At 40.9% G+C, this 21,795-nt stretch carries 10 protein-coding genes; 7 read left to right on the top strand and 3 right to left on the bottom strand.

Annotation, left to right across the window (positions count from 1 at the left end; all coding sequences use genetic code 11):
- Nucleotides 1-575: 575 nt before the first annotated feature.
- Both B0680_RS10560 and B0680_RS10555 read left to right on the top strand, forming a co-directional pair.
- On the top strand, nucleotides 576-1,943 hold the full coding sequence (locus B0680_RS10560) for an AAA family ATPase (protein WP_158078331.1): 1,368 nt from the start codon (nucleotides 576-578) through the stop codon (nucleotides 1,941-1,943).
- Nucleotides 1,940-2,509 carry a hypothetical protein gene (locus tag B0680_RS10555; RefSeq protein ID WP_078255058.1) on the top strand — a complete coding sequence of 190 codons (570 nt, stop codon included), beginning with the start codon at nucleotides 1,940-1,942 and terminating at the stop codon, nucleotides 2,507-2,509. Before B0680_RS10560 ends, B0680_RS10555 begins: the two co-directional genes overlap by 4 nt.
- 119 nt (nucleotides 2,510-2,628) lie before the next feature.
- Here the strand turns inward: B0680_RS10555 and B0680_RS10550 are convergent, their stop codons facing one another.
- Nucleotides 2,629-4,626, bottom strand: a complete 1,998-nt coding sequence (locus B0680_RS10550) for a ShlB/FhaC/HecB family hemolysin secretion/activation protein (protein WP_078255057.1) — start codon at nucleotides 4,624-4,626, stop codon at nucleotides 2,629-2,631.
- 143 nt (nucleotides 4,627-4,769) lie between these two features.
- On the opposite strand from B0680_RS10550, the gene B0680_RS10545 reads away from it, so the two are divergent.
- Together B0680_RS10545 and B0680_RS10540 are read left to right on the top strand one after the other, a co-directional pair.
- Nucleotides 4,770-13,853, top strand: coding sequence for a two-partner secretion domain-containing protein (locus tag B0680_RS10545; protein WP_078255056.1), 9,084 nt, complete (start codon nucleotides 4,770-4,772; stop codon nucleotides 13,851-13,853).
- 2 nt (nucleotides 13,854-13,855) lie between these two features.
- Nucleotides 13,856-14,548: a hypothetical protein gene (locus B0680_RS10540; protein WP_078255055.1), complete on the top strand. Its 693-nt coding sequence runs from the start codon at nucleotides 13,856-13,858 to the stop codon at nucleotides 14,546-14,548.
- A gap of 558 nt (nucleotides 14,549-15,106) precedes the next feature.
- On the opposite strand, the gene B0680_RS10535 is transcribed toward B0680_RS10540, so the two are convergent.
- Nucleotides 15,107-16,066, bottom strand: coding sequence for an Arc family DNA-binding protein (locus B0680_RS10535; protein WP_078255054.1), 960 nt, complete (start codon nucleotides 16,064-16,066; stop codon nucleotides 15,107-15,109).
- Between the two features lie 235 nt (nucleotides 16,067-16,301).
- Between B0680_RS10535 and B0680_RS10530 the strand changes: the two genes are divergently transcribed.
- The 3 genes from B0680_RS10530 (at nucleotide 16,302) to B0680_RS10520 (ending at nucleotide 19,136) form a co-directional block, all read left to right on the top strand.
- Nucleotides 16,302-16,514 carry a hypothetical protein gene (locus tag B0680_RS10530; RefSeq protein ID WP_078255053.1) on the top strand — a complete coding sequence of 71 codons (213 nt, stop codon included), beginning with the start codon at nucleotides 16,302-16,304 and terminating at the stop codon, nucleotides 16,512-16,514.
- A gap of 278 nt (nucleotides 16,515-16,792) precedes the next feature.
- On the top strand, nucleotides 16,793-18,385 hold the full coding sequence (gene istA, locus B0680_RS10525) for an IS21 family transposase (RefSeq protein ID WP_078255052.1): 1,593 nt from the start codon (nucleotides 16,793-16,795) through the stop codon (nucleotides 18,383-18,385).
- A gap of 10 nt (nucleotides 18,386-18,395) precedes the next feature.
- Nucleotides 18,396-19,136 carry an ATP-binding protein gene (locus B0680_RS10520; RefSeq protein ID WP_158078330.1) on the top strand — a complete coding sequence of 247 codons (741 nt, stop codon included), beginning with the start codon at nucleotides 18,396-18,398 and terminating at the stop codon, nucleotides 19,134-19,136.
- A gap of 62 nt (nucleotides 19,137-19,198) precedes the next feature.
- Here B0680_RS10520 and B0680_RS10515 read toward each other — a convergent pair whose 3' ends face one another.
- Nucleotides 19,199-21,763 carry a hypothetical protein gene (locus B0680_RS10515; RefSeq protein WP_078255050.1) on the bottom strand — a complete coding sequence of 855 codons (2,565 nt, stop codon included), beginning with the start codon at nucleotides 21,761-21,763 and terminating at the stop codon, nucleotides 19,199-19,201.
- Between the last annotated feature and the right edge of the window lie 32 nt (nucleotides 21,764-21,795).

Here is a 21,795-nt window from a genome sequence, read left to right as displayed (position 1 = left end):
GAATATTGTACCGGTACATTTTAACTGTAATTTTTTAATTAATTCACAACGAGTTAGCTTCATATTTGCAGTATATCATATGTGCTAATCTACGTCAGCCCCATTATTTAACTTCATCCTATTGCATTTTCCATTCCTTAAGCGAACACTCATACCACTTTGTATCTGATTATCAAAAAAAATTCATTTGATTTACTGATAATAAACCGATTAGGCCTTGTAATCTCTACCAAAGTGTTAATATCAAGTGTGGAGTTTTATTACCCATTCTGGAATTGTACCGGTACAAATAGCTCAACCACTCAACCACTAAAACACTTTTTGTTTATTTAATATGATAATATGCGGTCACTAGTCTAACTTTGTGGTAGAATAACATCACCGCATTATACTGAAAAAATACTATGCAAATCTCTTGCTGTTTTGTATATGTTTCCATTACAAGGAATTGGTGATTGCATTGAGGTTTCAGCCCAACTTACTACGGTTACCTTTTGTATTTCTACTACAGCATCGCTTAGTTAACCTATATCGGCTCAAATTATTAGAGATATGAACTTATGATATCAGAACCAATGAAATTAGTTATTAATCAATATCGAGCAATTGATACAGCTGAAATTCAATTAAATGGATTAACTGTTGTTTCTGGTATTAATGGGTGTGGTAAGAGTACAATTTCAAAAATGTTACATAGTGTTTTTGAAATTAGTAATGATTTTTACCCTATAGTTAGACTTAATAATCTTGAACGATTAGAAGAATATTATAAATTGCTTTCCTATATCGTGCAGGGTATTCGTATGCATTATTATTTTGAGGACTTAACAGAAAATAAGAATAAATCTTACCTTGCTCAATTTGATAAACTTGAGGAAGATTTAACTATTATTAAATTAAATAATAAGTTTGCTAAGGAAGATATTAATGAAATAATTGAGAAAATTAAAAAATTAATTGATGAAGTAGTGGAATTGCATTTAGATAATAAAGAAATTTCGATAAGCTCTTTTTCTATTATGCATATTATTTCACATCAAAAAGAAGAATTTGGTTTTACGAATAAGAATGCTAACGAAATTAGCGAAATTCAAGAATTTTTTGAATTTGTGAAAAATGATATTGAAAAAATCATAAATAAAATTTATGAAGAAGCTTTTGTGACTCGACCAAAAAAATATTTATTGGATAGATTACCTTTGCTATTTCATACCAATGAACAACCTACTCTGCTTGAGCTGTATGAAAAAGGTACTACAATTATTGATAAAGAAAGAGGCAGTATTTCCAATCCATATTTTATTAAAAATGTTGTTTATTTGGATACACCTATGGCTTTCCAAAGTAGCAGTACCGTGCGTGAACATTGGAATAAATTAAATCAATTATTAGTTAAAAAGATGTCTAGTGAACAATTATTGCCAGAAGGTAATAAAAAAATTTGTGATATGATTTTAAAAATTCTTGGTGGCGATATTGATATCAATGGCAACAATCGAATTATTTTTTCTAAGAAAAATGATAGTTTGAAACTAGATTTAATTGATTGTGCTACAGGTGTTCAATCTTTGAGTATTCTTTATGCTTTATTAAACAATAATAGTATTAATGATAATACATTGTTAATTTTGGATGAACCAGAGGTGCATCTACATCCTCAATGGATCACTGAATTAGCAAGAGTACTGATTCTCATTAGAAAATACGTAAAATGTCATATTTTTATTTCCACCCATAGTCCTGATATGATTAGGGGGTTGAGATATTTAGCAGAAAAAGAAGATTTGCTAGATGACTTGAACTTTTTTCTTGCAAAAGAATCTGAAAATCACGTTGGTAAATTTAATTATATCAATTTAGAAAATAAAATTGGGGATATTTTTGAGTGTTTTAATCGGTCATTTGAAAAGTTGGATTCAATGATAGAGGAAGATAAAGCATGAAATTCTCACAAGAAAACACTTTAAAGCTCATTCAGCATTCTGACTTATTTCCCTCAGAAGTTCATTCCAAGGAAGGGTTAACTTTCACATTACAACATATACATTGCTGTTTAAAAATTTCTATTATGAGGGATTATAAAGATTTTACTCAAAGTTCTGATGCAAATGTATTGGATCAAAAATATTATCCTTTAATAATAGATGGCGATAAACTAAAAGTTAATTATAGCTCGATAACAGGGGATTCGAAAAACTCTGTAGATGTGGTATTTGTTACGGAGGGCAATGATTTAATATTTACAGAATATAAGTTTAATAAAATATCCTTTAATAAAATTTTTAAAACATTGTCAAATAAAATTAATGATTTTAAGGAAATATTATCTCCTTTACAGGAAAAATATAGTTTTCACTCCATATGTTATGTATTATATAAAGCAGAGGATATTGAACAGATTAAAAGCATTTATCGTCAAAAATGTGATGAGATTGATGATCCAGAAAATATTTATAAAAAATGTCAGCCTATGTCTCTTGAGGAGTGGTATGGTAAATTTTTTGTATAAAAAAACATAGTTGTATATATATTCCACCCTTATTTAACCACCCCATAAAAAAACCACCAGCCAAGCCAATTTGCTTAACCGATGGTTTTCTGATTGATTGGTTTGATGTCAACTTGCTTTTAAAAACTCATTCCTAAACTCACACCACTCACCCAATCTTTGTTTGAAAAGCCGTTGGGCTCGCTGATTGCTTTTGAGGTGAAAATGTCATAGTTAAAACTTAGGTAGGGGTTATTTGTATTTGGTGTGTATTGTCCTTTGATGCCTATAGCAGCACCCGCTAAGTGCTGTCCAAGCAATAGCTCATTTTGGCTTTTGTCGTGGTTGGTGACGTAGCCTGCGTCCAATCCTAGGTAGATGGCATGGTTTGATTGGCTGTTTTGTGAGTTGTTTTGGTTGTTTGCTTTTTGCTGATTTAAAAAGCTTGGATAAAAGCTGATGTCTTGTCTTACCAAGATGCCATTATCCGCAGATAATGAACGCTCCCCATCAAAGCCTCTGACGGTGTATCTGCCACCAATGGCCATCTTTAAATCTGGTGTTAGACTGTCTGTGGCGTATTGGGCTTTGAGTGTGGTGCTGTGGATGATGGGTAGTGGTATGTTGTTAATGCTTGGGTTGTATTTGCTTGTTAGATTGGCGTTTAATTGATAAATGCCAACACGGGCTGAACCTTCATCAAATAGCTCTTCTGGTGAAGGTAAGGCATTAAAAGCAGCTGTACCACGTTTATAAGAAATATCAGTACTTAGGCTATGATTGGCTTGTTTGCCAAATGTGGTCTCATGGCTGATGCCAAATAAATAACCTGCGGTTTTACGGGTTTGTACATCAATGATTGTGCCATCAATATCACTTTCTTGGGATTTGACATAACCGCCAGCATATACATGGCTTTTGCTATGAGCATCTCTGTGTATTAGATGAGACAGCTTAGCGTTGTACCCACTGGATTTACCGCCATAGATATAATCTTGGGTGCTACCTGCTACGGTTTGATGATAGGTGTAACGATTGGCAGTTAGTTGTAATAAACTATTTTTAATTGGAAGAACGTAGCCAATGCCATAATTCTTAGAGCCTTTGCTCTTATCAGACGGATAGTCTTTATAATCATTGATTTGATTACCCAAATCTCGCCCAAAGCTAAGATAGAATAAATCATTATAGTTTGCCAAATTATCTACGCTTAAGGTGGCTACGCCTTGATATCTCCCTGTGGATTTAGAGCCTGAATCATCGACGCTTAGACTGCCACGAAGACGGCGATGCTGAGTATAATCAATTAAAATATCGCTAAAGCCAATGCCGTTACCACGACCACTGCCGCTACCCGTATGGTTATCATTGCCAATCGCTTGTAACTCATCAGACGGTGCAATCTTAAAATTGGTGTCGCTACTTGGCACGCGCTTAAAATTCTCAAGCGTGGTTTCTAAATCACGGATGTTTAATAGCTTGCCTGGTTGTGTGGTGAGTGCTGTGCCTAAGATAGCAGGCTGAGTGATGGCAGGATATGATTGGTTGGCTGTGTCTTTGACTGTGTTTTTAACATAGACAGGCACTTTACTATCCGCTGTATTCACCACTACCTGAGCAATCTTACCAGGGATTAGAGTTAATCTTAGCTCACCCTCTGCCAAATTCTGATCGCCCACCATAATACGACTGGTGACATAACCTTGTTCAATCAAGCGGTTTTGCACACGAGTGGCGACAGCATTGATGTCAGTGACTGTCATGCACTTACCTAATACACTGCTGCCGCCCATGATTTCAGGCACAAGTGCAAAGCCAAGCTTGTCTGCAAAGACAATATCATCTTGGGATAACACCGAATAACCGATCTTATGAATATCAAAGCAAATGGCGTTATCTGCTACGGGTTGTTCTTGGATTTGGGTGCTGGTATCAGCAGTAGCTGTATCAGCAGCGACATCAACGCCGCTACCAATGCCATCCACCACCACGCTTGGATTTGGCACCAATTGCTCTAGTAATGCCTGATTACGAGCATCTTGGGTTTGGATTAGGGTTTGGTTGGTGGTGTTGGCAGAGACGGTGTTATGAACCAAAATTGCAGTAATTGTGGCGGCAAGGATTGTTGGTCTAATCATAGGTGCATTCCAGCATCGTATTCAAGAATATTACATATTGTAACTATATAAATACAATCTTGCAAGCTCATCTAAATTACCATTGCTACATTTATACATATTTGTTACAATATTATTGCTATTTATTTTAAAAGGAAATTTTTATGAACCATGTGTACAAAACCGTCTTTAACAAATCCACACAGACTTGGATGGCGGTTTGTGAATATGCTCGTAGTGTTGGTTGTGGCAGTGCAAGTGGTGGCAGCAAATCTGTGACACGAAGCGTAGTTGGTTCTATTACTTTTTTATCCTTTGCAGTGCTTATGGCTTTGCAATCAGCCCATGCCAACACTCCCACCACCATCATTGCAGATAAATCCGCCGATAAAGCCTTACAGCCGATTGTATTAAATACCGCAAGTGGTGTTGTGTCTGTTAATATCGCCACGCCCAATGCTCGTGGCTTATCCAATAACCATTACAGCCAGTTTGATGTCGGCAGTACAGGCGCTGTATTAAATAACAACCGAAAAGCTGTTAATACCCAAATCGCAGGCTTTGTGGCAGCTAACCCCTATATGGCTCGTGGGGAAGCTTCTACCATCTTAAACCAAGTCAATTCCAATAATCCAAGCCATTTGGGTGGCTTTATTGAAGTGGCAGGTAAAAAAGCGGATGTGATCATTGCCAATCCATCAGGCTTGGTGGTCAATGGTGCTGGGTTTATCAATGCTGGCAATGTGCATCTGGCAGCAGCAAACAGCCAGGTCAATCAAGGACAAGTGACCGGTTATGAAGTTGGCGCAGGTCATATTGCCGCTCATGGCAAATTAAACCTACAAGGCACGGATTATGCCGCACTCATTGCCAAGACCGCCCAAATCAATGATGAGATTTATGCAGGCAAACAACTCGATGTTATCCTAGGTGAAAACAGTGTTAGTCTTCAAGATGGCGATTTAACACAACTAACCGCCACCCATAAGAACAATGGTTCAAGCAGCACCAACCAAACAGGCACCGCCCCAACACTGGCATTAGACATCTCATCTTTGGGCGGTATGTATGCTGGTAAAATCCATCTGATTGGTACAGATAAAGGCTTTGGGGTCAATAACCAAGGGGTCATCACAGCCACAGGTAGCGGGCAGCAACTTGGCGCAGGTACACTCACCTTGGATAGTCAAGGCAATCTTATTAATACCGGTAAAATCCTAGCCAAAGATGCTATCACCATCAACACCCATGATAACACCACTCAAAACGACGGCACGCTATTAAGTGAACAAGCTGATGTTGCCATCAATACCGCAAGTCTTAATAACACAGGCATTATTCACAGCACTCAAACTGCCAAGATTGCAGCCAAACAAGCGATTGAAAACCTTGGCAGTGTCTATGGCGGTGTTTTGCAAGTGAATACGGATAAGCTGAATAACACCGGTCAGCTGATCCAAACTGGTACAGGCAAGCTTGATATCACCACCGATACACTAATCAACACTGATAAAGCGGTTATCGGTCAAAGTCTGTATGGGCAAACCACTGTACCTACACCTTCTACCCCAAGCAGTGATCAAAGTGCTGGCAGTATCAGCAGTGAGCTGGCAGATAATACAGCAGGCAGTACAGGTAATGTGGGGACAGGCCTACAGCCACCTGCTTTAAGTGACTCTGGTGCAAACACTCAAACCAAACCCGTCCCAACTGCTCGTGGCCATATCACTGCCACGAGCAGTATTCACAACACGGGTAGTCAAGCACTCATCACCGCCACCGGTGATATTGGTATCAGTGCCAATCAAACCAGTAATACCAAGCAAGCATCGATTGATGTACAAAGCCTAAATACCAACACCCTTGCCAATACTGACAGTAAAATCGCCTTAGATGATATCAACTGTCAATTAACTCGCTTTGATAACAGTCAAGGTAGTATCACTGCCAGAGATGGCATGGTGATTGACAGTGGTTCTGATATGATTAATACAGGCGGTCAATTATCTGCTACCGATGCTGTGGCGTTATCTGCTGTTGGCGTACTTGATAATACCCAAGGGGTGATTGTAAGTGGTGGTGATACCGCCATCAGTGCTGATGGTGTGAATAATCAGGCTGGTGCCATCATGAGTACTGGCAATGTATCTATTGCCAGCAAAGATAAGTTAACTAATGATAAAGGCGTCATCTCTGCACAAGCTAATACCACAGTGAGCGTTGGGACGGCATTGAGCAATCATGATGGCAATATCTTTGGTAATCAACACCTAACCATCCATAGCCAAGATTTGACAAACAGCGGTCAGGTTTATGGGGGTAAAAGCACTACCCTGACTGCCTTACGCACCTTGGATAATACTCAAACAGGACTGATTGCCAGCGGTGGTGATACCACCATCCGTGCCCATACCATCACTCATGCCGGCAGCATCATTGCTGGCATGGACCGTGAAGGCAAATTAGGACAGCCTGCCAATCTTAGCATCCAAAGCACAGGCAATCTAGTCAGCACAGGCACACACATTGCCACCCAAGCGATGGTGATGACAGGTAACATGCTTGACTTAAGCGACAGCCATAGTGAAGCGGTCAATATCAACCTAAATAGCCAAACGGATGTCAATACCACCAATGCTACCGCCATTGCTGCTGATACACTACACATCAGCACACCTGGTCAGCTCAATAACACCCAAGGCCAATTGTCCGCCAAACAACTAATGATCGATGGCAGCAAACTCATCAACCATCAAGGCAATATCAGCCATAGCGGTACACAGGCACTGACATTGAGCTTCAATCAAGGTCTGGACAACAGCCAAGGTAATATCAGCAGTAACAGCCAAGTACTTGACATCAATACAGGTACAGCCGCTTTAAACAACCAGCAAGGCAGTATTGCACATACAGGCAGTACGCTTACTGTGAGTACGCAGCATCTAGGCAACCATCAAGGCAAGCTACTTAGCACTGGCAATCAAAGTCTTACGGTGGCTACAGATATTAATAACAGCCAAGGCATCATTCAAGCAGATGCTTTAGCAATCGCTGCTCAAAGCATCAATAACCACCAAGGCAAACTACTTAGCACCGCCAATCAGTCTTTAAGCACTCAAGAGGACATCAATAACCACCAAGGCATCATTCAAGCAAGTGGCTTTACTATTGATGCCAAAGCACTTAACAACCATCAAGGCAGCGTATTTGCCACCGATGAAACAGCACAAAGCCGTATTACATTAACTGGCAATTTAAGTAATACCAATGCCGATACACAAGCTGCCACCATTACCACACTGGGTGCTTTGGCCATCAGTGCTAACACGTTGGATAATACAGGACAAATCAGCACCAAAACCTTAACTGTAGATGCTAATACCATCAACAATAGCGGTAGCATCAGCAGTCAAGAAGCAACCAGTATTCATGCTAAGGATGCACTGAACAACCGTGCGACAGGCAGTCTGTATGCAGGTACGGATTTGACACTAAACAGCCAAGGACGCCTTAGCCATCATGGTAAAGCCTTGGCAGCTAATCAATTAAGCGCCACCGCTGCCACGCTTGATTTGACTGACTCACACAATGAAGCAGACAGCATCAGCTATGACTCTCAAGGCGATATCACTCATCATAATGCCACAAGCTTGGCTGCACAAAACATCCGCATCAACAATACCCAAGGCGTTTTGAGCAATCAAGCAGGTAATCTAACAGCTAAAACCGTAGATATCCATACTGAATCTTTACAAAATGGTGGGGTGATCACCGCCAAAGAAATGACCATCAGCCAAACTAAGGATTATACACACACCAGTGATGATACCTTAACTGCTGATACGCTGACATTCACCACTCAAGGCAACTTTAGCAATCAGCACAGCTTTGGGGCAACAGATAGCCTCACACTCACAGCAGCCAGCATCCACAACCACCAAGATGCCACCATTACAAGTAGCAACACCACGCTACATAGCCAAACAAACATCACAAACCAAGGCTTAATTAATGGTGATACAACCATTGTTAAAGCCGCAAACACCATCAACAACTTGGCTGGTGGTCGTATCTATGGCACACAGCTTGCGATACAGGCTGATACGCTGAATAATACCCCAGCAAAAGCTGCCAATCAGCAAACCAATCAAGAAAATGACCATCATACCGCCCCTGTGATTGCCGCAAGAGAGCGTCTGGACATTGGTGTTAACACCCTAAACAACAACCCCAACCCTGACAGAGCAGGCAAATTCAACGAAGATTTCGACAATCAAGCGTTAATCACAAGTCTTGGCAGTCTGCACATTGGCGGTAGTCTAGACGACAATCATCAGTCCACAGGCAAAGCACAGACAGTGGTCAATAAAGGTGCGACGATTGAATCAGCAGGACAGATGCAGGTTGACACCAAAACCTTGCTAAACACCAATGCTGACTTTAAAAAGCATACGGTTGAAGTGGTGGCAGAATCTGCCCGCAACCAAACGCTTTATCGTAACCGTGAGCAGTCAGGGGCAGCACCCGCTATCCAAAAAAGCACCAATACCGCTGATTTGGGTAACAAGCCAATGGCGGGTTTATTTGACTGCCCTGAAGGTAGTGAGTGCATTGTCAATTATGATTATGACTCTACAATTTGGTCATACTTTAAGATTGATGCACCCAAACAGCCTGTTCCAGACATCAAAGCCAAAGATTTATTGGATGAGCCTGAGCTACCAAAGAATGAAACCGCTGAAAGCTGTGCGTTGGCAGAGGCAAGCAACCAAGCTTGTACACAGTACAACAAAGAGCTGGCGAATTACACCAAAGTCATGGGTCCTTTATTAAAATGGGAAGAGGATAATGCCGCTGCCATTGAATCATTAGAACTGGCTATCAGGGAATATAATCGCCAATTTACCACAAATAAAAGCGATGTTGATTTAGCCCTAAATATCTACACCACCGATGAAGCGTATTTAGGCCCAACCAGCCGTAAAGGCGCACCGACTGGCGCTTTATACGTTAAGCAAGCAAACGGGAGCTACCAGCGTGTTGGTGAAGAGATTGACGAAATCACCGTGGACTTTGTCGTCTATGAAGATAAAACCCTAGCTTCTGACCCTGCTCGTATGGTAGCAGGACAAAATCTTGTCATACATGGCGATACCTTAATTAACGATAAAAGCCAAATGAATGCAGGCGCAGGCTTTGCAGTGATTGGTGATACTGTCATTCAAACACCTGACAATGGCTTGTATGGTGAAAAAACCAAAGTCACTGAAAATGGTCGATATGTCAGTCGTACGGTTGAACCATCAGGTTTGGGAGGTCGCAGACACAAGCGTGTGGATATTGGTAGTGGCGCATTTACACAATCCTTTGCACCACTAGCGACGTATGAGCTCCCCATCTTAAACGCCACCATAAACAAAACCCCATCGGTCATGACAATTGACCAATCAGCCCTAGCCGGTGGTGATGTAGAGACGGTGCTTGCTGCTTTAAAAGCCAATCAAGCTGCCTTATCCCTTGATGCCAAGCAGCAGCTATCAAAGCTACTTGCTGCCAAAGAGCAAGGGCAAGCTGTTGATGAAGCAATCTTATCAGAGTTGACCAAAGCATTGTCTCAAAGCGTTGATGCCAAACAAGCCTCTGTGATCAGTGCTGACTTATCACAGCTAACTATCCCTAGTTCAGCTTTGTACATTATCAACGCTGACGACCCCAATCTGCCACTGGTTCAAACTGACCCTGCATTCACTGATTACAAACAGTGGCTATCGTCTGATTATATGCTAAAAGCCCTACAATCAGACCCAAATCACATCCACAAGCGCCTATCTGACGGCTATGGTGAACAAGAGCGTATTAAAGATCAGTATTATCTACTGACAGGCAGACACATCAATACCGATTACAGCAGTAACGAAGAAGCCTATAAAACCTTGATGGATAATGGCATCACGGCAGCCAAACAGTTCGGCTACACGCTTGGCACCGCACTCACTGCCGAGCAAATGGCAAACTTAACCACCGACATCGTTTGGCTGGTTAAACAGTCCATTACCTATACCACCAAAGACAAAGATGGCAATAGCATCACCAAAACCCAAGATGCCTTAGTGCCTAAGCTATATCTGCGTTCTGCCAACATCGCTACAGGCACACTCACCCCTGATGGTAGATATGCTGCCATTTCTGCTAAAAACATGGATTTACAGCTGACTGGCAATTTGGATAACAATGGCAATCTTGTCGCCCATAACGCTGCCAATATTGCTGCCAACACCATCACCAATACCAATCGTATCCAAGGTGAATTTGTTGCCATCACCGCTGCCAAAGATATTAATAATTTAGGCGGGACGCTTGCTGCCAATACTGCCATGACACTAAGTGCTGGCAATAACATCATCAACCAAAGCCAAACTACTACCCATCACAACAAACAAGGGCAAAGTTCTTCATCCAACACCGCCATCACACGCATCGCCACCATCCGTGTGGGAGATGGATTAAAAGACCAAACAGATGACAATGGCAATCCATTAACCACGCTTAGCGTCCAAGCGGGTAACTATGTTCTAAACCAAGGTAGCAATATCCATAGCGGCGGTAATACCCAAATCACCGCCCAAAACGGCATCAACATCACAGCCCTTACCACAAGCAATCACATCAGTGCTGTCGCTGATCCCAATAACTACTTTAACTACAGCCAAAGCACCGATGTGGGTTCAACTATCACAAGTGCTGGCAACTTAACGATAGCCACAACAGGCAAAGGGGCTGGTATCAACATCCAAGGCTCGCATCTAAATGCCACTGGCGCCACAGCACTGATTGCCACAGGCGATATCAGCATCACCGAAGGCCGTGCTACCCAAAGCCTGGATACCGCAAGTAAATTCACCGACAAAGGACTTGTTAGCAAAAAGACCACCCAAACTGCCTATCAGATGGATAGCAATGCCAGCATTCAAAGTATGGTGGGTGGTGAAAATATTCTCATCAAATCAGGCGGCAATACACAGCTAACTGGTGTAGAGGCTAAGGCTACTGAAACAATCCGTATTGAGACAGGTGGTCATCTAATCATGGATGCCGCCAAAGATACTCTATCCACCAAAACCAGTAGCAGTGAAAACAGCAAATGGCTTGGGGCAACCGTTGATAAAGGTGACTATACTCACGCTCATGAGCGGGTAGATGCCATCACCACTACCTTGCAAGCCAAAAATATTGCAACTCAATCAACGGGTTCAACGCTACTAGAGGGTACACAGTTTCATTATTCTGACAATGCGACTGTGGCTAGTGGTGGTAAGCTATACCTACAAGCCGCCATCTCAGGCACATCTGAGCATATCACTAGTAATGATAACTATGTCGTATGGCAAAAGGCTGAGGATAGTGGTAGCATTAAGCAAACTGCCACACTACCAAGCTTTGTAGGCAATAACAAACCTACCATCATCGCCTTAGATGGCGTAGAGATACAAATCCCCATCTCTCAACAAGAGCAAAAGGCAGGTATCACCCTACAAGAACAAATTGACACACTCATACAACAGCCTGAGTACAGCTACTTAAACCAGTTTATTGATAAACAAGACGCTACTTGGCAAGAGATTATCTTAGCAGAAGACAGCTGGGATTATGAACAAGAGGGATTGACGCCTGCAGCAGCGGCTTTAATTTCTATTGCAGTTGGTATTGCCACGAGTGGTGTTGGTGCAGGTTTGCTAGGCACAACAGGCGCTGCCACCACAGCAATGGCAAACGCTGCGTTTAGCTCTCTTGCGTCTCAAGCTAGCGTTACTTTGATTAATAACAAAGGGAATGTTGCACAAACTCTAAAAGATCTGGGCAAATCTGATACGGTTAAAAGCATGGCTCAAGCCGCCATTACCGCAGGTGTAACAGCGAGCCTAGACCAAATCATCGTCAATACAACCAATATTGACATTTCAGCCAGTGCAGGGTTTGATGACAAGCTGGCACGAGGGGTGATTCAGGGTACAGGTCATGCTCTAACAGAAAGCCTAATGCATGGCACAAGCCTTGAGGATAGCCTAAAAAACCATCTGACAAACCAATTGGTAGATGCTGCAGCCGCAAGCGTATATCAAAACGGTGTCAAGCCACTCAATAACAATGATACACAACACATCTCCAACGCAGTTCATAAGCTTGCCGCAGGTCTAACAGGTTGTGTCGCCGCCAAGGCAAAAGACGAGTCTTGCGAGTCTGCCGCCGTTGGTGCTATTATCGGTGAAATGGTGGGTGACTGGATGGCTAATAAATATGAAGTCACCATGGATGATGGTGAAAAAATCCTTATCCTAAGTGACGAAGAGACACAAAAAATCCTAAACACCGCCAAACTTACTGCAGGCTCTGTAGCTCTACTGTATGGGTTTGATGTAGATACGGCAGTAGGCAGTGCCGGGGAGGCGGTGGAGAATAATGCTTTATTAAAACCTGTTGACATAGAAAGCTTTCACCTACAATACACTAAATTTTGCTCCCCTGAACCTTCTGCGGCTTGTAATTCAATCATACATCAATGGAAATATATCAGCTATGAACATGCTGGCATGACTTCTCAAGAAATAGCCGAGTGGGAAAAAGGCGTTACAAAAATTATTGAGCATTATAATCGCCAGTGTAAAGATAATGCCTGTCGTAATCATTTGAGATCTCAAAAATATCGGTATATGATTGAATATGCGGGTACTCCTGAGTATTTATATCAATTGGAAAGCTCGCTTATTACTTATACTCATGGAGCAATGGCTGCTGTAACTGTTGCAGGTCATCAAATTGCAGGTTCTGTTGTAGAAGCTTATAATGCGGTTTCGAGACAGTCGGTTAGGGGTGGTAATCACGCAAGTGTTAAAACCACTGGGCACGCTACAACTGCGAAATCAAATAATGCAAGCTCTCCAAAATTATCATCACCAAACCCGATTCATATAAAAGGTTTAAGGTCTGCATATGAGGATGTGATATCTGGTAAAGAAACTCCTAATCTTGATAGAAATGGCATACAAAAAATTTATCAAGGAAGGGAGAATCCAAATTGGAAAGGTGCAACTGAATGGTTGGTTCCAAACTCTGAGGGTAGGCATCATAGAATATTAAAAATGCCCAATGGAAGGATGGGATATGTTATTGATCATAACTACAATAATATACGACCTTTCCCTGCTCCTTGGTATCCTGATGGTGGAGTGTTGACCAAACCAGTGAGATAGATATGTACTTAAAATTACTTAGTAATAAATCTGAATTTAAAACTCCTATCAGAAACATACAAATTAATGGCAACACACTATTAATAGAAATTGAAAAAACTACAGTTAATATTGATTACTTAAACAGTGATTTTTATAAACTTGAAATCGTTGGTAGTGTTAGTTATTTCTCACTATTTATTTATGATTATTATTTTAATAATAATTGCTTTTATATTACCGATTATAGTTTCCAAGATGAGTTCACTTGGCTTGAGATACTCTGGATAAAAAACATTATTAATAGTAATATTAACAAACTCCATTGGGTATACATGTCTAATGCATATAAGCAAAAATGGCTCAGATTTTCCTATCTTTATTCCTTGAATAAAGATATTCCACTCCAAAAGAGTATTGTTGTAGATTGTCAATATATAAATAATCAATGGGATTTTTTATGTTCATTAAGTGAGGCCTTTTTGGGGGTTGGTGGTTATCTGGGTTCTGATTTAGATGGGTTTTTTGATATTATTTCAGGGGGTTATTATAAGCATATAGATTTTTCCAAAATAGAATTACAATGGTTAAATTTTAACAAGATCAACATTGATAGAGATTTGATTATTGATATAATATTGCATATGGAGAACTATGGCGTGAAAAATATATTTAGTCCAATCGACCAGGCTAGTGATAGTGGTGCAAGTCATTGAATATATTATTTTCCAATCGCAACCTGAGAAGCCCGTAGGCTGGGTTAGCGACAGCGTAACCCAGCATTTATGGCATAACCCATTGAATTGTTTGATTTTGATTTGCTAAACCCTTAAAGGCTAACCCTACCTCCAAACCCAAAAAAGAGATACGCCATGACTCACACCAACCACGCATCTTACAGCATTGCATCCTTACCAACACGATTGGCACTAGCCGTCTCTTTGACTTTATGCTGTTCAGCTTATGCCAATACCCCTGAACAGATCGCCCATCAGTACAGTAGGGTGCGCACAGCGCACCACCAATCTAAACCATTTCACTGGCGTATTGCACCCCTACCCACTTCAAACTCTCATCACCCCTGATGGATATCCGCATTCTAGTTAATGCAATAGCCAATGACAGACATTAATCATATGTGTCAGCATAAAGCATATTCCGCACCCATGCACCAGCAAAGCAAAGGTCTGTAGTTTGTGCTAAGACATAAAGCCAACCCACCCCAACCCCACCACCATCTTTTCGATGGTGGTTTTTGTTCTTGATCAAGCGGTTTAGGGATACATGTCTCTTAGCTTGGGATCTTTATTGATATATGCCTGCACTCTAAAGCAGACATCCCGATAGCCGTGCCAGTAGTAATCCGCACCTTGTTTATCAAATGTATGTCGATCCCAGATGTCATCCATCCACGGAGTAAAGGTTGCTCGTGCAGTCAGCTTGAGTGGATGCTCTATACCTTGTTTTAGCTGTTCACAGACGGCTGCGTCAAATAAGTAGCTTATGGCTTGGTGTTTATACTCACCATGTTTACAAATATCTTTGAGTGCCAACACAAACAAAGCTTGTATTCTAGCACCTGTAGCACCAACCACATTGCTAAGATGGATATTGGTAGTGTACACCTGGGCATGCTTGTGACTAAACTGCTTGATGATCAATACATCACCAGTAGTACTGTCATTTCGAATAAAAAATACCTTTTGAACTGCATCAAACCCTGCTTCCGGCTCAAAACAAAACTCCACAATAGACTGGACGGTATCAAAACGGCTCATGTCTTGGTTTTTGATTGGATAAGGCTGTTTTTCATCAAACATTAGCCATTGGGCATCGCATCCTAGATAGTCCGCCAGTTGTTTAAGCTGCATAAAAGTTGGTTCAAGATCACCATCAAACCAACGAATCACTTCATCAGCTCTTTCATAACCCAAATCATAAGCGATACGCGCAGGTGATAGCTGTCGCACCATTGGCACCTTGCTCAATTCAAATAAGGCTGTGTTTAATCGTTCTTGAACTGCACCCAATCGCTTGGTTTTATGATGGCGAGCAACAATCTCATCTAGCTTTTGCATGATGTCTGCATAGCTGTCATTGGGTGTGGAGAATGAGTTGACCAAGCGATAGTTCATTTCAAGATTTAAAGAACGGCCATGAAACTGTGCTTGCTCCTGCAGTTTTTGTTTAAGGTCAGGCGGGATGCGCAAATTAACTTGGATATCTCCAGCCATAATGAGTAACTCCGTGGGTAATGCGATTTGGTTGTTATTCGGTATTATATAGAAAAATCATGGGTTTTTTAATTGGCAAGGGATACATTGTGTACTTTTTGGTCGATTATTTGGTATAATGTGGTATATTTAAAAGTTCTAATGGTATAGAATGGTACAAAAGTATTTGACTTTCAATTTATTTGTGATTATTATAACGCTAAACTTAATTTTTATTTTATAAGGATGGTGTGAAATGCCTGCTCAACACAGAAATCATATTTCTCAAACCAATGTGAAACTACCCAGCGATCTCAAAGAATGGGCTAGACAGCAAGCGTCACAGGATTTTCAGTCGCTCTCAGGCTTTATCTCCAAACTTATCAATGAAGAGAAAAAACGTCGCGAGACCACAAAAACAGTTTGTGACACCCAGCTGGGTGCATCAATACAACACTTGTCTTTATAAACCAAGACACGCTTTTTGCGTGTCTTTTTTACTGATTTTACCAACCAAAACGATATTAAGGAGTGGATAATGCACTGGCCTTAGCTAATACAGATGCCAATAATAATGCGATTGCAATGAAAAAGCACTATCAACGCCAATTGATAGTGCTTCAATAAAGATGTCGTTAACCAAACCCGACATCTTATTATCCCTGCTGGTACTTGATTTGTCAAGTGCTATAGGGCTTTGCAATCCTCAAAAAGAATTTTAATTATAAAATATATTGAGGATTTCTCATGAACATAGATAATAAAACCATCCGTGCTGCACTAAAGCAAATCGATCAGGGCTTAAGCAACCGAGCCATCGCTCGCCATCTAAGCATCTCACCAACCACAGTCGCCAAAATACGCAAGCTCAATCAAAACTGCATGCTTGGCATTGATGAAATACTGGCAACAAATGATGTTGAAATGCGAAGGCTTTTGGGCTTGGTCAAGGTATACAACCCACACAAAATCAAATCCATCAAAACACATCCTGATTGGGCATACATTGATAAAGAGATGTCACGCCCTGACATGACACTTGAGTTATTATGGCAAGAATTTAAAACACTACATCCTGATGGCATTGGCTATTCACAGTTTTGTGAACAATATCGTAAATACAAGAAAACCTCCCGCCCGAGTAAGCGACAGATCTATAAGGCTGGCGAAATGGTGCAAGTGGACTTCTGTGGTCGCAAAGTGCCTATTTATAATGAGCGCACAGGCACAGTGATTGTTGAAGCTGAGATTTTTGTTGCCATACTGCCTGCATCTGGGTATATCTATTGTACTGCCGTCTCATCTCAAAAGGCAGAAGACTGGCAGCTATGCCATATCCGTATGTTTGAGTATTTTGGCGGTGTGCCACTCAAGCTGGTCACAGACAACTTAAAATCTGCGGTGATTAGCCATAATTCAACAGGTATTCAAATCAATCCCTCATATAGCGAACTTGCAGATCACTATGACATTATTATTACACCCTCACGACCTCGCAAGCCAAAAGACAAATCAATGGCAGAACTGGCGGTGCGAATTGTTCAGATGGGCATTTTGGCTAAATTAAGAAATCATCGGTTTTTTAGTTTGGATGAACTAAACCATACACTCTCACAAGAGCTTTTCAAATTAAATACCAAAACAACAAAACGCTACCCAGAGAGTCGATATGTTTGTTTTAGCAAGACTGATGAGCAGTTTTTAAATCCGTTGCCTGCCAAGGCGTATGAAATATGCCAATGGTTCTATAATCTTAAAGTTACCGAGTTTTATATGATTACTTTGGAACATGCCAGTTATTCTGTCCCATATCAGTTTATAGGTCAGCGTGTAGATGTCAAACTCACAGATAACAAAGTATTGGTGTATCTACACCGAGAACTCATCGCTGAACATCAACACATTACCACAGGTAGTAGCATTTTACATGAGCATATGCCAAGAAATCATCAGCTGCAAGATGAAATGCAGCCAGATAAATTACTGGCTTGGGCACAAAATATTGGCAAACAAACCGCTCATATGGTTCAAAAGATTATGCAAAACAAATCCGGCTATGCCAATAATCTTAAAAAGCTCAATCAGTTAAAGCGATATTTGCTTGAGCATAAAGTGCCGAATATGCAGATAGAGCAAGGCTTTGACTATGCGCAAAGGCTCAATATCTGTGCAGTTGACCGCATCATTTCGGTATTTAAAAATAAAGTTTACCAAAAGACAGAGCATCTAATCATGCCAAGCATGGAAGATTTGGATGTTGTATTCACCTCAAACCAACTGCATGAAAACATTCGTGGCTCAAATTATTACGCCAATGAAATCAACCAAAATGCAAGCTAGGAGATTAAACATGACAATCAATACCATTATCCTAAAACTCAAACAACTAAAACTTAGCCATGCTGCCAACTATTATGAGGCGCATTATCTGGCACCAAGCAATCCACAGACAAGCACGACAAAGCTGATTGAAGGTATGCTTGAACATGAAATCAATGGTCGGCACAATAATCACATCAATAAATTGATTAAAAATGCCAAGTTTCGCTATAGCAAAGCTAGAGTTGAAGACATAGACTATAATAGCAGGCGCCTCAGTCCAGACAGTCTCTCGCCAGTTTTAGAATGCGAATGGATAGATAGGCATCGAAGTGTCATTATTACGGGTGCGACAGGAACTGGTAAGACTTGGTTGGCTTGTGCGCTCGGCAATTACGCTTGTCGCAACTTAAGAAAAGTGATGTTTGTTCAAGCTGCTGATTTATACGAAGATATTATCTTATCAATAGCTGATGGCAGTATTGCTAAGGTTAAGCAAAAATACTGCAAGGTGGATTTGTTAATCATTGATGACTTTGGCATTGGTGAATTACTACCGCAGATCTGTCCTGTGTTGCTTGATATTATTGATAAGCAATCCAGTGTTGGTGGTTTGCTAATTACTAGCCAATACCCTGTCGCAGCTTGGCATGGATTATTTCCTGAAGCAACCATTGCTGACGCTGTGCTTGATCGCATCATTCACCGAGCATACCCGCTTGCACTGGCAGGCGAATCTATGCGGAAGAAATTAGCGCACACAATAAATTAACACTACAATAATCATCAAGACTTAGCTAAAATGACCAGCATTCACCGGAATGACTGGTCATTTTAAATTGGAATTGGTGTCCATTTTAGACTGGAATAGGTGGTCAGGAGGGTGTGGATTTTGCAAGCAGGTTGTGGTACTTTTTCTGTCACACTATCCCAAGCTCTTTGCTCTTTGTTTCTGAACATCACTGTCTCAGAACCCATATCAATATCTTCAACAATCGTACTCATCAAACCACGTTGCATATATTCATGCATACCATTGGCTTCCATAGATCGTTGTAAGCTGTGGATCTTAGCAGTTAATTGTTTTACTTTGGCTTTGTCATTTGGATTAGCACGAATATCCATTTGAGCCGCAATCAACTCAGCTTGCATAGTACGGTAAGCTTTACCTTCTTTCCATGCATAGATAGTATGACCAACAATCTCTCGTGGTGTTAATCCTTCAGCCAACAGTAAGAACAAGTTAGCTACGATATTACCAAGCAGTACTTTACCTGAACGAATAACGATATAGTCTTTCATATCCGTTACGATGGCTTCAATGATACGCTGATGCATTGCTGCTGTATTGACTGCTTCATCTTCATCTTTAAGTAAACTACGATACAAGCCAGTTAGCATCTTCTCAAGTACGTTCTTATCATCAGCTTCTTTATCAAAAGCTTCAGCGATACTGTACTTTCTAAAGCCAAAGACAGCATTGAATACAGAAGTTCTGACATACATTGGCTTACCCTTACCAAAGGCTAATTCCATCTCATGACGGAACTCATAAGGCATCATACGCAGCATCTCTTGTACTCGTGGATCTTGGCTTTCAGGATGTAGCTTAGTGTACTGTGATGGTTGCTTCTTATAACCTGATACTGGGTTATTCGCATCTTCAATCAACACTTTAGCCAAGTTTCGTTGAGTCTCTTTCAACTCTGGCTTAGCATATAAGTTAGCATCCATTGTAGCCAAGACATCATCAAATGCCAGATTACGTACCAGTAATTCATCACGCAGTTTACCTGTCATCTCATACTGATAGTGGGTAATCAAGTTATCTGTACCTACAACCATGATCAAGTTACTACCTGCATAATCTGCTGGATTGTAATCTTTAGCATTGATTGTCTTAGCTGTTTCATGGATACGAGCCATACGCTTGATACCAACTTCTGTCAACTCTCTACCATGGGTCTTGTAGTTAAGTACTGCAAAGCCTTTATGATGCGTATCTTTCATCTCAAGGGCACCAGTAACATAGCGAGAGACATGATGGTTTGGATTATAAACCAAGAGTCTAGGCTCAGTTGTATCCAGTTCATCTTGCTCAATAGGAGCTTCTGCATACATCTTATAGCCTTTAGCACGATATTCTTCCCATTGATCCAAGGTGATAGACTGTACATCCACATTGGTGTCATGCAGTGCAGGTAGATAGCCTTTGTTATAGTTCAATGGGTTATCTTTGAAGTCCTCTTTGGATTGTTCAACCAATGATTTATGTGTATTCAAGATACCTTCAATCAATTGTCGTTCATTCTCAATCATCTTAGGCATACTGCGTGAGTACTTAGCATCTACACTGCTTAGTGCATATAACGTTACCATTTCATCTACGATCTGATAGACTTCTTGGTTCATCTGATCATATGGTACACTCCAGCGAGTACTGGTACTTGTTGCAATCATCTCAGATGATTTCACCATATCTTCCACTGTGGTTTCATGTACCATGTAATAACCCAGCTTTTTGATTTGGATTAGCATATGGTTTAGCTCTTCTGGATTTTTCACAAGCTTAGACAGCTGCTTTTCAAGGTTAGCATAGCGAGCTTGTCGTTTACTATGGCTTGTGATTAAAGCCAAGGTATCATCCATTGAATGATGATTAAGCAGTGCTGAAGCATCTGACATCAAGATACTACGAGTGATGGTAGTCTTCACTTCATTGGTAAATGACTCAGGATTTTTCATGAGCCCTTCAAACATCTGAAGTGTTTGTTTCTTACGATCAGCTCGTTGTTGTGAAATAGCATTAGCAAGCATGCCTACTTTTTGTACCACAAGACCTACGCCTCGTGCACCCAGCATCTCATTAGCTAGCTCTTTCAGGATACCCCGAGTCAGACTCTTAAGCTTCTGATTACCGCCATAAGTTAGTTGTCTATCACCCCCTGTTACAGCAAGCATCCCTTCAACAGCACTGTTTAATCCAAATTTAGCAGCATCTGCATGGGTAAGCTCAAGACTCTTATCCGTAATACCATGCTCCTTAGCAAACTGTGTAAATTCAGTATCGTGTAAAGGTTCATGGTTATTTAGCTTACCAAGGTACTGATGTACATTCTTAGCGGCTTCTAGTGTCTTGGATAGCTTGGTATCTTTCCCATCACTTACCACACGATCAGCTGTTTTGATGAGTGCTTTAGAACCCAATTTCCATGCTGCATCATTGGCTTTATTAGCCAGATCCATTGCCTTACCGTAAGTCATATTCCAGATCTGATCTGCTTTATTGACTTCCTGTAAGCGTACAGCAGCATCTACTTGTACAAGCTTAGTCACAAGCTTCTTGGTTGCATCTGATGTATTATCAGCATTGACGAACTTAGTACGGGTAAAGTTCATCAGTCTATGCCAGTGTACCGGTCAACTATTTT

Source organism: Moraxella pluranimalium (assembly GCF_002014825.1).
Lineage (GTDB): Bacteria > Pseudomonadota > Gammaproteobacteria > Pseudomonadales > Moraxellaceae > Moraxella > Moraxella pluranimalium.
The sequence above is the reverse complement of the archived record's forward strand: the minus strand, read 5'-3'. Positions and strand labels throughout refer to the sequence as shown.

What these genes read in the sequence shown, in the direction of transcription:
- B0680_RS10560 (WP_158078331.1), top strand. Translation starts at nt 576, where the DNA reads ATGAAATTAGTTATTAATCAATATCGAGCAATTGATACAGCTGAAATT.
- B0680_RS10555 (WP_078255058.1), top strand. Translation starts at nt 1,940, where the DNA reads ATGAAATTCTCACAAGAAAACACTTTAAAGCTCATTCAGCATTCTGAC.
- B0680_RS10550 (WP_078255057.1), bottom strand. Translation starts at nt 4,626, where the DNA reads ATGATTAGACCAACAATCCTTGCCGCCACAATTACTGCAATTTTGGTT.
- B0680_RS10545 (WP_078255056.1), top strand. Translation starts at nt 4,770, where the DNA reads ATGAACCATGTGTACAAAACCGTCTTTAACAAATCCACACAGACTTGG.
- B0680_RS10540 (WP_078255055.1), top strand. Translation starts at nt 13,856, where the DNA reads ATGTACTTAAAATTACTTAGTAATAAATCTGAATTTAAAACTCCTATC.
- B0680_RS10535 (WP_078255054.1), bottom strand. Translation starts at nt 16,066, where the DNA reads ATGGCTGGAGATATCCAAGTTAATTTGCGCATCCCGCCTGACCTTAAA.
- B0680_RS10530 (WP_078255053.1), top strand. Translation starts at nt 16,302, where the DNA reads ATGCCTGCTCAACACAGAAATCATATTTCTCAAACCAATGTGAAACTA.
- istA (WP_078255052.1), top strand. Translation starts at nt 16,793, where the DNA reads ATGAACATAGATAATAAAACCATCCGTGCTGCACTAAAGCAAATCGAT.
- B0680_RS10520 (WP_158078330.1), top strand. Translation starts at nt 18,396, where the DNA reads ATGACAATCAATACCATTATCCTAAAACTCAAACAACTAAAACTTAGC.
- B0680_RS10515 (WP_078255050.1), bottom strand. Translation starts at nt 21,763, where the DNA reads ATGAACTTTACCCGTACTAAGTTCGTCAATGCTGATAATACATCAGAT.